The 13,424-nt window shown below is 65.3% G+C and carries 11 protein-coding genes; 8 read left to right on the plus strand and 3 right to left on the minus strand.

Going from position 1 to position 13,424, the window contains the following annotated elements; translation table 11 throughout:
- Positions 1–1,185: a UbiH/UbiF family hydroxylase gene (locus XH83_RS17075; protein WP_194408076.1), complete on the minus strand. Its 1,185-nt coding sequence runs from the start codon at positions 1,183–1,185 to the stop codon at positions 1–3.
- A 128-nt stretch (positions 1,186–1,313) separates the two neighbouring features.
- Here XH83_RS17075 and pcsA point away from each other — a divergent pair, with 128 nt between their 5' ends.
- The 3 genes from pcsA (at position 1,314) to XH83_RS17090 (ending at position 3,831) form a co-directional block, all read left to right on the plus strand.
- Positions 1,314–2,039: a phosphatidylcholine synthase gene (gene pcsA, locus XH83_RS17080; protein WP_194408077.1), complete on the plus strand. Its 726-nt coding sequence runs from the start codon at positions 1,314–1,316 to the stop codon at positions 2,037–2,039.
- A complete protein-coding gene (locus tag XH83_RS17085; protein ID WP_194408078.1) occupies positions 2,036–2,782 on the plus strand; it encodes a TerC family protein in 747 nt (248 codons plus the stop codon). Before pcsA ends, XH83_RS17085 begins: the two co-directional genes overlap by 4 nt.
- Positions 2,783–2,856: 74 nt before the next feature.
- On the plus strand, positions 2,857–3,831 hold the full coding sequence (locus XH83_RS17090) for a quinone oxidoreductase (RefSeq protein ID WP_194408079.1): 975 nt from the start codon (positions 2,857–2,859) through the stop codon (positions 3,829–3,831).
- Between the two features lie 67 nt (positions 3,832–3,898).
- Here XH83_RS17090 and XH83_RS17095 read toward each other — a convergent pair whose 3' ends face one another.
- The gene (locus tag XH83_RS17095; protein WP_194408080.1) at positions 3,899–5,089 is read right to left on the minus strand and encodes an acetylornithine transaminase; all 1,191 of its coding nucleotides are present in this window, start codon (positions 5,087–5,089) and stop codon (positions 3,899–3,901) included.
- A 430-nt stretch (positions 5,090–5,519) separates the two neighbouring features.
- Here XH83_RS17095 and XH83_RS17100 point away from each other — a divergent pair, with 430 nt between their 5' ends.
- A complete protein-coding gene (locus XH83_RS17100) occupies positions 5,520–6,461 on the plus strand; it encodes a hypothetical protein (RefSeq protein ID WP_194408081.1) in 942 nt (313 codons plus the stop codon).
- A 9-nt stretch (positions 6,462–6,470) separates the two neighbouring features.
- Here XH83_RS17100 and rimO read toward each other — a convergent pair whose 3' ends face one another.
- Positions 6,471–7,796, minus strand: a complete 1,326-nt coding sequence (gene rimO, locus XH83_RS17105; protein ID WP_194408082.1) for a 30S ribosomal protein S12 methylthiotransferase RimO — start codon at positions 7,794–7,796, stop codon at positions 6,471–6,473.
- 111 nt (positions 7,797–7,907) lie between these two features.
- Between rimO and XH83_RS17110 the strand changes: the two genes are divergently transcribed.
- The 4 genes from XH83_RS17110 to XH83_RS17125 all read left to right on the plus strand — a co-directional run bounded on the left by XH83_RS17110 (position 7,908) and on the right by XH83_RS17125 (position 13,384).
- Positions 7,908–8,498 (plus strand): ANTAR domain-containing response regulator, encoded by a 591-nt coding sequence (locus tag XH83_RS17110; RefSeq protein ID WP_194408083.1) that lies wholly within the window; start codon positions 7,908–7,910, stop codon positions 8,496–8,498.
- Entirely contained in the window at positions 8,495–9,658 is a 1,164-nt protein-coding gene (locus XH83_RS17115) for a CmpA/NrtA family ABC transporter substrate-binding protein (protein ID WP_194408084.1), read from the plus strand. The genes XH83_RS17110 and XH83_RS17115 overlap by 4 nt, the downstream gene beginning before the upstream one ends.
- Positions 9,659–9,995: 337 nt before the next feature.
- Entirely contained in the window at positions 9,996–11,777 is a 1,782-nt protein-coding gene (locus tag XH83_RS17120) for a NirA family protein (protein ID WP_194408085.1), read from the plus strand.
- Complete coding sequence (locus XH83_RS17125; RefSeq protein WP_194408086.1) at positions 11,774–13,384, plus strand: sulfite reductase subunit alpha; 1,611 nt, start codon at positions 11,774–11,776, stop codon at positions 13,382–13,384. Before XH83_RS17120 ends, XH83_RS17125 begins: the two co-directional genes overlap by 4 nt.
- Positions 13,385–13,424: the final 40 nt, after the last annotated feature.

The raw sequence follows: 13,424 nt of genomic DNA on the forward strand, positions 1-13,424 counted from the left end.
CTACCTTCGCCAGGTCGGCGTCAGGCCCTCGCGCATCGCAAGACGGCGGAGCGGGCCAATGGCGCCGAGCAGGTGCATGCCGACGGCACGGACCGGCTGCAGCGGCAGGAAATCGTTGAGCAGGGAGCGGTTGGCGATGTCGATCGCAAAGGTCCGGCTCAGAATGTCCGGGCGCCGTGCGCGGTCGTAACGCTTGAGCACCTCGTCCGCGCCGGGATCCTGTCCCGCAATGACGGCTTCGCCGGCGAGCCGGGCGATGTCGGCGGCGTCGCGCAGGCCGAGATTGAGGCCCTGGGCGCCGATCGGGGGAACCACATGGGCGGCTTCGCCGACCAGCGCGATGCGGTCGCGGCCAAAGGATTTGGGGCGTTCGATCGCCAGCGGGAACAGGTTGCGCCCGGGCTCCACACTCATGCGTCCCAGGATCGAATGCGACTGCTTCTCGATCGCGGCGGATAGCTCCGCATCATCGAGGCTCCGCAGCCGCTCGGCCTCGGCAGGAGCCGAGACCCAGACGACGCTGGAGCGGTCGCCGGGCAGGGGAACGAACACGCAGGGACCGTACGGCGTGTGGAACTCGGTCGAGACGTTGCGATGCGGCCTGATGTGGCCGACGTTGAAGGTCAGCGCGGTCTGGGACAGCTCGCGCCGCGTCACCGCGATGCCGGCAGCCTCGCGGCACAGCGAATGCCGGCCGTCGGCGCCGACCACGAGGCGGGCGACGAGAAACTGCGCGGAGGCCGTGCGGATTGCGACGTCGTCGGCTTCGATCACGACGCTTTCGGCCTCGTCGTCGAACCGGACGAGATTTGGCAGCTCCGCCGCGCGCTCTTCCAACGCCAGCATCAGCGAGCGGTTGTCGATGTTGTAGCCGAAGGCGTCGAGCGCGATTTCGTGACAGGAGAACCGGACCTCGGGGCTGCGGAACAGCCGGCCGGTGTCGTCGACGAGGCGCATGACCTCGAGCGCGGCCGCCTTGTCCCTGCAGCGCGACCAGACGTCGAGCGTCTCCAGGAAGTCGACGGAGGCACCCAGTAACGCTGTAGTGCGGTTGTCGGCATAGGGAACGCGCCGCGCCACCAATGCGGTCCGGGCACCCGCCTGCGCCAGGGCGATCGCCGCGGCAAGTCCCGCCGGCCCGCCGCCGATCACGGCGGCGTCATGGAGTGTCGATGCGTCTGTCATGGAACGACAATTGACACGCCCGGCGGCAAATTCAAGCCCGACGATTTTGCCTGATTTTTCGACGAATTGTGTCACCGGGCGGCGCCCTGGCGCATGTGCAAATCGGCCTCATTCTGATAGCAGGAGCCATGGATAGCCAAGAGGATTCCCTGAAGCCCACGCCCGCGATCCGCGCCGCGGCTTTCTCGGTGCACATCTTCACCGCGTTCGGCGCGGCAATCGCGCTGCTCGCGATGCTGGAAGCCGTGCGCGAGCACTGGGCGGCGATGTTTCAATGGCTGGGCGTCGCCCTGATCATCGACGCGATCGACGGTCCGATCGCGCGCCGGCTCGACGTCAAGAACGTGCAGCCGAACTGGTCGGGCGACGTGCTCGATCTCGTGGTCGACTTCGTCACCTATGTTTTCGTGCCGGCCTATGCGATCGTGGCCAGCGGTTTGCTGCTGCCGGTCGCAGCGCCCTTGCTCGGCGTCGCCATCATCGTCACCAGCGCATTATACTTCGCCGACCTGCGCATGAAGGCGGACGACAATCACTTCCGCGGCTTCCCGGCGCTGTGGAATGCGGCAGCGTTCTATCTGTTCCTGCTGCACTGGCCGCCGCTATGGTCGACGCTGCTGGTGACCGCGCTCGTCGTGCTGACCTTCGTACCGTTCCACGTGCTGCATCCGGTTCGTGTCGTGCGGCTGCGCTGGCTGACGATGTCGCTGATCGCGATCTGGGCGGTGCTCGGCCTCTACGTGCTGGAGATGGATTTTCGGGTCGGCGCCGGCGTCACCATCGTGCTTTGCGCCATCGCGCTCTGGATCAGCTTCAGCGACGCCTTGATCCGCCTCGTCAGATCCTTCGCATGATGCACCTCATCACCAGCCCCGAGGCCTGGGCCGCGCTGCTGACATTGACCGCGCTCGAGATCGTGCTCGGCATCGACAACGTCATTTTCATCTCGGTGATCGTCTCGCGCATCCCGGAGAAGCAGGCGCATCGCGCCCGCCAGATCGGGCTGACGCTGGCGCTGGTGTTTCGGCTCATCCTGCTCAGCCTGCTGGTCTGGCTGATCGGCCTGACCGCGCCGGTGTTCTCGGTTGCCAATCAGGACTTCTCCTGGCGTGACCTCATCCTGATCGGCGGCGGCCTGTTCCTGATCGCCAAGGCGACGCACGAGATCCACGCCGAGGTCGAGGCCGATGACGACAGTAGCGACCAGAAATCCGGCGGCAGCGCGTTCTTCTGGGTGATCGTCCAGATCATCATCATCGACATCGTGTTCTCGCTGGACTCGATCATCACCGCGATCGGCATGGCGCAGGACATCGAGATCATGATCGCGGCGGTCGTGATCGCCTGCCTGATCATGTACATCTCGTCGGGTCCGGTGGCGCGATTCGTCGCAGAGCATCCGACCACGAAAATGCTCGCGCTGGCCTTCCTGGTGCTGATCGGCGTCGCGCTGGTCGCGGACGGATTCCAATTCCATATTCCGCGCGGCTACGTCTATTTCGCCATTGCGTTCTCGGCGGCGGTCGAATTCTTCAACGTGCTGGCCAAGCGCAATCGCAGGAAGACCGGCAAGAAAACCGGCGAGCCGTCCGCGTAGCCGTTCCAGTGCCATCGAGTTGACAAGGCGGGCGCGATGTCTTTCGCTGGCCCTGGAGAAGAGGAGGTCAGGTGATGACCAAAGCGGTCCGTGTGCACAAGGTCGGAGGCCCCGAAGCCCTGGTCTATGAGAGCGTCGACGTGCCAGCGCCTGGTCCCGGCGAGGTGCGGATCCGCCAGCATGCGGTCGGCCTGAATTTCATCGACGTCTATTACCGCACCGGTCTCTACAAGGCCCCGGGACTGCCCTTCATCGCCGGCAACGAGGCCTCGGGCGAGGTGGTCGCGGTCGGGCCCGGTGTGACGCATTTCCATCCCGGCGATCGCGTCGCCTACTACCACAATCTCGGGGCCTATACCGGCGAGCGCAACATCCCTTGGGAGAAGCTGGTCAAGCTGCCCGACCACATCACCCACGAGCAGGGTGCCGTGCTGATGCTGAAGGGGCTGACCGTTTGGTATCTGCTGCACAAGACCTTCAAGGTCGAGCCGCACCACCGCGTGCTGATCCATGCCGCGGCCGGCGGCATCGGCCTTCTGGCCTGCCAATGGGCGAGGGCGCTCGGGGCGCACGTCATCGGCACCGTCGGCTCGCGCGAGAAGGCCGAGCTCGCCGAAGCCAATGGCTGCGACCACGTCATCCTCTACAACGAGGAGGACTTCGTCGCCCGCGTCAAGCAGATCAGCCGCAACGAGGGCTGCGACGTCGTTTATGACGGCGTCGGCAAGGCGACCTTCCCGGGCTCGCTGTCCTGCCTGAAGCCGCGCGGGATGTTCGTTTCCTTCGGCAATGCCTCGGGTCCGGTGCCGCCGTTCTCGATCGCCGAGCTCAACAATCACGGCTCGCTGTTCGCGACACGGCCGAAGCTCAACGACTATGTCGGCACGCGCAAGGAGCTCCTGGAAGGCGCCGACACGCTGTTCGCCGCCGTCATCAACGGCAAGCTGCACGTGCCGATCAACCATGCCTACGCCCTCAAGGACGCAGCGAAAGCGCATATCGATCTGGAAAGCCGCAAGACCACGGGCGCGTCGATCTTGAAGCCTTAGTGTCGCGTCCCGGCTCAGCAGCGCACCGCCCAAGAGGCGCTGCGCTGCGTCCGGGGCACAAGCGGCTCTACGCCACCCGCCGTGCCGCGCCGGCCTTGGTCAAGATCCCGTCGAGACAATCGATCATCTCGGCGATCTCCGCCTTCGCGACGTTCAGCGCCGGCATGAAGCGCAGGGTGTCGACCTGCGGGGCGTTGAGCAGCACGCCTTGCTCGAAGGCCTGCGCGACGATGCCGGGTGCGATCGGCAGCTTGAGGTCGAGCGCGAGCAACAGGCCACGTCCCCGCACGCCGCCGAGGCCGTGCCGGGCCGAGACCTTCTGCAGCTCGCTTTCCAGCAGGAGGCCGGTCTCGGTGACCTGTTTCAGAAAGTCCGGCTGGCTGACCTCCTCGAGCACCGCAAGGCCCGCGGCGCACATGATCGGATTGCCGTTGAACGTGCCGCCCTGATCGCCATGCTCGAAGCAGGAGGCGCGCTCGGTCGCGAGCAGGGCTGCGAGCGGGACGCCGCCGCCGATGCCCTTGCCGAGCGTCATGATGTCGGGCGAGATGCCCGTGTGCTCATAGTGGAAGAGTTTCCCGGTGCGGCCCATGCCGGTCTGGATCTCGTCGAAAATGAGCAGCAGGCCGTGCGCCTCAGTCAGCGCGCGGAGCTGCTGCAGGAACGCATCGGTGGCGGGCCACACGCCTGATTCACCCTGGATCGGCTCGAGCATCACGGCAACGGTGTTGTCGTTGATCAGCGCTTCGACCGAGGCGATGTCGTTGAGCTTGGCCTTCTTGAAGCCCGCGACCTTCGGCTCGAACAGCGGCTCGAACGCCTTCTTGCCCGAGGCCGACATCGTCGCCAGCGTCCGGCCGTGGAAGCCGCCTTCGAAACTGATGATCTCGAACGCGCCGCCCTTGTGCAGGCTGCCGTATTTGCGCGCGAGCTTGATCGCGCCTTCGTTGGCTTCCGCGCCGGAATTGGCGAAGAACACCTGGTCGAAGACGCTGCCGGCGACCAGCGCCTGCGCCAGCTTCAGGCTCGGCTCGTTGTAGAAGGCCGGGCTCGGCGTTAGGAGCCGCCTCGCCTGGGCGCCAAGCGCGTCGGCGACCACCGCCGGAGAATGGCCGAGGCAATTGACGGCCCAGCCCTGCACGAAGTCGAGATAGCGCTTGCGGCTGTCGTCCCAGAGGTAGGAGCCGGCGCCGCGGACGAACACGGCCTTCGGCCGTGCGGTGATGTCCATCAGCGCGTCATACGGATGCGTCGTCATGTCGAACTCCTCTGGAGGCGGGTGGAAAAGGGGCGCAAAAAGCAGAAAGGCCGCACCTTGCGGGTGCGGCCTTCTCGAAAAACTCGGCTGAATTCAGTGGTTCAGCGGCGTCCTCGGACATGGCGCACCCTCTCGTCGTCGCGGGAGCGACGGCGGAGCATCTCGGTGCGCAGGTTGGTCCGGGCGTTGATCATGGGGCGCGGCAATACATGCGGAGGGCAGGGCTTGTCAAGCGGGCGTTTTGCGGATGCTCGCCGAGCGAGTGCGGTTGCACGCGGTCATGCGAGGGGATTTCGCGCGCAGTTCGTCGATGGCGGCGAGAAACCATCCCGTCGCTGGCGCGTTTGTGATCGAAGGATGCGACTTGGTTCGAACCGAACGCAACTCGGCTCAGACCAAGATTGGCGGGACCAACGAGACAGTTTCAGCCTTGTCCGATACGCCTTATCCAATCGACCTCGACAGCATTCGCGGCGCATTTCCGCCGGGCATCGAAGCGCCCCCGCTGCTGGTCGACTTTGCCACGTGGCTCGACGGACGCCCGTGGGGCAGCGTCGGCTGCTTTGCGCTGCAGGGCCAGTTCTCCGATCATGCGCCGATCGTCGACGGAAGTCCGTTGCGCGATCGGTTTTCGCTGTTCATGCGGCTGCCGGATGGTTCGGCCGTCGGCGGCTGGTACGGCGCAGGTCTCGACCGCGACAACCCGCCGATCGTGGGGCTGGGGTCGGAGGGCGATTACGAACTGCTGGCGCCGAGTCTCGATGGTCTGCTCGCCAAACTGACGTCGCAACAATTCGACAATGCCTGGAGCGATCTCAAGCCGCATGACGAGGTCGAGTGCCAGACGGTCGAGCTCGCACAGTGGCTCGCCGGACGGCCGCATGGCGAGCCGACAACGCCCGAGGAGACGGCATCGGAGCTGCCCGATTTCCGCGGCTTCGTGGAGAAGTGGAGCCGGGATCGCGAAGACTATTGGGCCAATCATCGGCTGATGGCCGAGCTCGGCTGGCGGCTGGCCGCCCATTTGCCGAAAGGCAAGAACCCCTGGGACAAGACCCGTTTCGAGGTCGCGATCGTCGGCAAGCAGTACCAGGCGCGCGTGCTGTCGCGCGGGCCCCAGCCGTTCGCGGAAGCCGATTCAATCGAATCTCTGCTGCGCGATCTGCGCGAGGAGATGCGCCGCGCGCAGCCCGAGCTTGGGCTGTGGTACGCGATGAATTTCGGCCTCTATGCGGACGGCCGCGTCATGCCCAGCTTCGAATACGATGTCCGCCCGACGATCGAGGGCGAACCGGCGCTGCTTGCTGAAGCCAAGGCCGATCTCGCCCGCGCCCCGCGCCCGGAGCGCTGGGTGCCGAAATGGCTGGCGTGACGGAGTGCGTCAGAATCCCGCGACGCTGCCGTGCAGATCGTATTGATCGGCGCGCTCGATCTTGGCGGTGACGATCTCGCCGACGCGCAAGGGGCGGCGGCTCGTGAGGTACACCGCGCCGTCGATCTCCGGCGCATCGGCCTTGGAGCGGCCCTTGGCGACAGTCGGTCCGACCTCGTCGATGATGATCTGCTGGCGCGTGCCGACCTTGCGCTTCAGCCGGCGGACGGAGATCTTCTGCTGGCGGGCCATCAGCGCGTTGTAGCGCTCCTGCTTGACCTCTTCCGGCACCGGGTTCTCGATCGCATTCGAGGTCGCGCCGGCAACGGGCTCGTATTTGAAGCAGCCGAGGCGATCGATCTCGGCCTCATCGAGCCAGTCGAGCAGATAGGCGAAGTCGGCATCGGTCTCGCCGGGGAAGCCGACGATGAAGGTCGAGCGAAGTGCGAGATCGGGGCATTCCTCGCGCCAGCGCTTGATCCGCGCCAGCGTCTTGTCCTGCGCGGCCGGGCGCTTCATCGCCTTTAGCACGTCGGGGCTCGCATGCTGGAACGGGATGTCGAGATAGGGCAGCACCTTGCCCTCGTTCATCAGCGCGATGACCTCGTCGACATGCGGGTAGGGGTAGACATATTGCAGGCGGACCCAGGCGCCGAGTTCGCCGAGCTCGCGCGCAAGGTCCAAAAATCTGGCGCGGACCTGGCGATCCTTCCACGGGCTCTCGGCATATTTGAGATCGACACCATAGGCCGAGGTGTCCTGCGAGATCACCAAGAGCTCCTTGACGCCTGCGCCGACGAGGCGCTCGGCCTCGCGCAGCACGTCGTTGGCGGGGCGCGAGACCAGATCGCCGCGCAGCTTCGGAATGATGCAGAACGTGCAGCGGTTGTTGCAGCCTTCGGAGATCTTCAAATAGGCGTAGTGGCGCGGCGTCAGCTTGATGCCCTGCGGCGGCACCAGATCGACGTGAGGATTGTGCGCCGGGGGCAGCGCGCGATGCACGGCGTCCAGCACGCTCTCGTACTGCTGCGGCCCGGTGATAGAGAGCACGCCGGGATAGGCCTGCTCGATTTGCTCGGGCTCGGCGCCCATGCAGCCGGTCACGATCACCTTGCCGTTCTCGGCCATGGCCTCGCCGATCGCCGAGAGCGATTCCTGCTTCGCGCTGTCGAGGAAGCCGCAGGTATTGACGATGACGATGTCGGCCCCGTCATGCTTGCGGGCGAGCTCATAGCCCTCCGCGCGCAGGCGCGTGATGATGCGCTCGGAATCCACCAATGCCTTGGGACACCCGAGCGACACGAAGCTGACCTTGGGCGCAGCCGTCTGATCCATATCCAAATCTGCCTGATTGACCGGCCTGAGCTAGTCCCAATTGCCCACAATTACAACCCTTTGCAGGGCGTTCCGGCGTGCTATGGATGAATCACCTGCCGTGAGTGAGCCATGAGCGCCGACCAGTCGCCCAAAATCGTGATCGTCGACGAAAGCCCGATCCGGGCCGCGATCCTGGAGGACGGGTTGCGGGAGGCCGGATTCACTGAGGTCGTCCATATCCGCGAGATGCAGAGCCTGCTGGCCCGTATTTATGCGGTGGATCCCGACATCATCCTGATCGATCTGGAGAACCCCAGCCGCGACGTGCTGGAGGCGATGTTCCAGGTCAGCCGCGCCGTGAAGCGGCCGATCGCGATGTTCGTCGACCAGAGCGATTCCGCCTCGATCCAGGCCTCGGTCGAGGCGGGGGTATCCGCCTACATTGTCGACGGGTTGAAGAAGGAGCGCATCAAGCCGATCCTCGACCTCTGCGTGTCCCGCTTCAATGCCTTCGCCAAGCTGCAGGAGGAGCTGGAGCGCACCAAGTCGCAACTCGAGGATCGCAAGATCATCGAGAAGGCCAAGGGCATCCTGATGAAGGTGAAGGGACTGACCGAGGACGAGGCCTACGTGCTGCTGCGCTCCACCGCGATGCGCGAGAAGAAGAAAATCGGCGAGATCGCCCAGTCGATCATCACCGCGTCGGAGATGCTGAAATGACCGCCCCCCTGCGCATCGGGTTCATTCCGCTGGTCGATGCCGCCGCGCTGATTGTCGCCGTCGACAAGGGATTTGCCGTTGCCGAAGGGCTCGACGTCGAGCTGGTCCGCGAGGTCTCCTGGTCCAACGTCCGCGACAAGCTCAATATCGGCCTGTTCGACGCCGCGCATCTCCTGGCGCCCGTGGCGATCGCGTCCTCGCTCGGGCTCGGCCACGTGAAGGTGCCGATCGCCGCGCCCTTCAATCTCGGTATCAATGGCAATGCGATCACGGTGTCGCCGGCGCTCCACGCCGCGCTGATGGAGGAGATCGACGGAGACCGTTTCGATCCGATGGCTACGGCGAAAGCGCTCGCAAAGGTCGTGGCCGAGCGGCGCAAGGCAGGTGCCGAGCCGCTGACCTTCGGCATGACCTTCCCGTTCTCGACCCACAATTACCAATTGCGGTTCTGGATGGCCGCGGCCGGCGTCGATCCCGACGAGGACGTGCGCCTCGTGGTGCTGCCGCCGCCCTACATGGTCGACAGCCTCAAGAGCGGCCATGTCGATGCGTTCTGCGTCGGTGCGCCCTGGAATTCGATCGCCGTCGATCTCGGCATCGGGCATATCCTGCATTTCGTCTCCGACATCCTCGACCGTGCAGCGGAGAAGGTCTTGGCAGTCCGCCAGGTCTGGGCCGACAAGCATCCGGACGTGGTCGCGCGCCTGGTGCGTGCGGCGGTGAAGGGGGCCGAGTTCATCGAGAATCCTGCGAACCTCGCCGAGGCGGCGCATATCCTGGCGCAGCCCGAGCGGATTGGCGTCGATGCCGAAGTGGTCCAGCGCACACTGACTGGACGCCTGAAGATTTCCCCTGACGGTACCTTCCGCGAGAGCGGTCGCTACCTCCTGGTGGGGCGGGAGCAGGCGGGGCGCCCCGATCCGGTTCAGGCCGCCTGGCTCTATGCACAGATGGTGCGGTGGGGGCAGACGGCGCTCACGCCGGAGGGCGTCAAGACGGCCATGGCCGTGTTCAGGCCCGACCTGTACGATGCTGCCCTCGGTCGCCGGCCGCCCGAGCAGGCTCCCGCGGCGTTCGGCGCATTCGCCGGCCCGGTCTTTGATCCCGGCAACATCCGGGGGCATCTCGAGGCGTTCGAGGTCGGGCGTTGGAAGGCCTGATTCGCAGTTGCCTATTTTTTGTGCTGATGAGCGCATCGGCTAAATTTTGAGCCGCGTGCTCGAATTTCGTTAGCCGCGCGGCCACCGGGATGTTCCCGACCCCCGCGTAATCATCTGAAATTACTGAGCTTCCGTTTTGCTCCAAGCTGGCACGCAACTTGAATGTTGCAGTGCGGCCAGCTTGTCACAGGTGCCTGCTGAGCCAAGTCCCGCAGCAACGAAGCTGATCGGACCGCTGGGGTGGCGAAGCCGGCTCTTGGAGCCAGCCTAGGTCCTCGCGGGTCGCGCAATGTCCGTCGATGCCACCGAGGTGGCCGCAGGAGCTTCGTTACCGACCATGAAAATCGATACGCTCGCAGTCGACTTTACCGACGAGCAGAAACGCTATCTCGAAGGTTTCACGACCGGTCTGCAGATCAGCCGGGTCGGGCGCGGCCTGGGTGGAGGCGGCGGCAAAGCGAATGCCGAGCCTGTTGGCCCCGATGCCGTGCACATCAAGGCGCAGGACAAGGTGATCGCGTCGGGCAAGAAGCTCGCCGACCAAGAGAAGTTCAAGCGCGACGAGCATCCCTTCGATGCCTATCCGCGGCTGCGCCAGCAGGCACTCGACAATGCGCCGCCGAGCCCGGCGGACAATTTCCGCTGGCGCTATTACGGCATCTTCTACGTCGCGCCGACGCAGGACTCCTACATGAGCCGGCTGCGGATTCCGAACGGCATCATGAAGCACTGGCAGCTGTCGGGCCTTGCCGATCTCGCCGACGAGCTGTGCGGCCCCTATAGCCACGTCACGACGCGCGCCAACCTCCAGCTGCGCGAGATCCCGCCGAAGCATGCGATCAGGCTGCTCGAGGGCATCCAGGAGCTCGGCCTGTGCTCGCGTGGCTCCGGCGCCGACAACATTCGCAACGTTACGGGGACGCCGACGGCCGGCGTCGATCCGCAGGAAATCATCGACACGCGCCCCTATGCGCGCGAGTGGCACCACCACATCCTCAACGACCGTTCGCTGTACGGCCTGCCGCGCAAGTTCAACGTCGCTTTCGACGGGGCCGGCAGGATCGCGGTGCTGGAGGAGACCAACGACATCGCCTTCACCGCCTATGAGGTGAAGGACGGTTTCGGCGTCGAGCCGGGCGTCTGGTTCCGCCTCGGCCTCGGCGGCATCACCGGGCACAAGGATTTTGCGAAATATTCCGGCATTATCGTCAAGCCGGAGCAGGCGACCGCCGTTGCCGACGCCATCGTGCGCGTGTTCATCGACCATGGCGACCGCACCAACCGCAACAAGGCGCGGCTGAAATACGTGCTCGACGCCATGGGCCATGACGGATTCCTTGGGCTGGTCGAGGAGCGGCTGAAGACGCCGTTCACGCGCGTGCCGGAGGAGGCATTTGCGCCGCGACCGGCCGCCGACCGCATGGCCCATGTCGGCGTGCACAAGCAGAAGCAGGATGGCCTCAACTGGATCGGCGTGTCGCTGACGCTCGGCAAGCTCAGCTGCGACCAGATGCGGGGCCTCGCCAAGATTTCGCACGACCTCGGCGACGGCGAGATCCGCCTGACCGTCTGGCAGAACCTGCTGATTTCAGGAGTGCGCGATGAGAACGTCGAGCTCGCCATTGCAGCGATCAAGCAGATCGGGCTCGCGGTCGAAGCCTCGCACATCCGCGCCGGCCTGATCGCCTGCACCGGCAATGCCGGCTGCCGCTTCGCTGCCGCCAACACCAAGCGCCATGCCGCCGAGATCGGCGACTGGTGCGAGCCGCGCGTTGCGATGGACAAGCCGCTCAACATCCACGTCACCGGCTGCCACCATTCCTGCGCGCAGCATTACATCAGCGACATCGGCCTGATCGGTGCGCGCGTGCCGGTGAATGAGGACGACACGGTCGAGGGTTATCACCTGTTCACCGGCGGCGGGTTCGGCCCCGACGCCGACGTCGGGCAGGAGGTCTATCACGACCTCAAGGCCGAGGACGCACCGAAGACGGTCGAAAAACTGCTCAAGGCCTATATCGCCCATCGCTCGTCGCCTGACGAAACCTTCCTCTCCTTTGCGCGCCGCCATGACGGCGAAACGCTGCGCAAGCTTGCTGATGCCGAGGTGTCCTCATGAACCAGATCACGCCTCCGCCCAGGCTCGATATCATTCCCGCCAGCGCACCGTTCTCCGATGCGCAGCGCTCCTGGCTGAACGGCTTCTTTGCCGGGCTGCTGTCGCCTGACGTCGCCGCGCCGCTGTCGGCGGAGCAGGGCGCAGCCGTCATGCAGGGCGCAGCCGGTGACGGCGACGACGGCGAAGCGCCCTGGCACGACCAGACCATGCCGATCGCCGACCGCATGAAGCTTGCGGAAGGGCGCCCCGTCCGCCGCAAGATGATGGCGGCGATGGCGCAGCAGGATTGCGGCCAGTGCGGCTACAATTGCCACGACTATTCGGAAGCGATCGCCAGTCGCAGCGAAGCACGGCTCAATCTCTGCGTCCCCGGCGGCAAGGAAACCGCGCGGATGCTGAAGTCGCTGTACGAGGAGCTCGACAAGGCCCCGGCAGCCAAAGCGGCGGACAAGCCTGACGCTCCGGCGCCGGCCGTGACGGTCACGATCGCTGAACCCGGCCGCTCGCGCGACAACCCTGTGGCCGCGACCTTCCTGTCGCGCCGCTTGCTCAACAAGGGTAAGTCGGAGAAGGAAACCTATCACATCGAGTTCGATCTCTCCGCGAGCAAGCTCGACTACATCGTCGGCGACAGTTTCGGCGTGTTTGCGCGCAACGATGTCGGCCTCGTCGACCAGATCATCGCGCTGCTTGGCGCCTCCCACACCACCAAGGTCAACGGCAAGACGCTGCGCGAGGTCTTGATCGACGACGTCTCGCTGTCGCCGGCACCCGACACGCTGTTCGAGCTGATCTCCTTCATCACCGGCGGCGCGGCGCGCGAGAAGGCGCGTGCGCTGGCACAGGGTGAGGATCCCGATGGCGATGCCGCGACGCTCGACGTGATGGCGGCGCTGCAGAAGTTCTCCGGCACGCGGCCGCATCCGGAGGCCTTCGTCGAGGCGCTGGAGCCGCTGCAGCCGCGGCTCTATTCGATCTCGTCCTCGCACAATGCGACACCCGGAAAGCTGTCATTGACCGTCGATTCCGTGCGCTACGTCGTCGGCAAGCGCAAGCGACTCGGCGTTGCCTCGACCTTCCTCGGCGAGCGCATCAATGAGGGCGAAGAGCTCAAGGTCTATGTGCAGAAGGCGCACGGCTTCGGCCTGCCGCAGGATCCGAAGACGCCGATCATCATGGTCGGCCCGGGCACCGGCATCGCCCCGTTCCGCGCCTTCCTGCTCGACCGCAAGGCGACCGGCGCGCCCGGCAAGAACTGGCTGTTCTTCGGCCACCAGCGCAGCGATTGCGACTTCTTCTACCAGGAGGAGCTCAATGCGATGAAGACTTCGGGTCTGCTGACGCGCATGTCGCTGGCCTGGTCGCGCGACGGCGAAAAGAAGTTCTACGTTCAGGATCGCATGCGCGAGGTCGGCCGCGAGGTGTGGACCTGGCTCGCCGAAGGCGCGCATCTCTACATCTGCGGCGATGCCAAGCGCATGGCCAAGGACGTCGAGCGTGCACTGGTCGACATCGTCGCCCAGTTCGGCGCACGTTCGACCGACGAGGCCGTCAGCTTCGTCGCCGAGCTGAAGAAGACGGGTCGTTTCCAGGCGGATGTCTACTAGGGACGACTTCGTGGGGGTGGGGTGAGCCGAAGGCGTAACC

The organism is Bradyrhizobium sp. CCBAU 53351 (assembly GCF_015291745.1).
Lineage (GTDB): Bacteria > Pseudomonadota > Alphaproteobacteria > Rhizobiales > Xanthobacteraceae > Bradyrhizobium.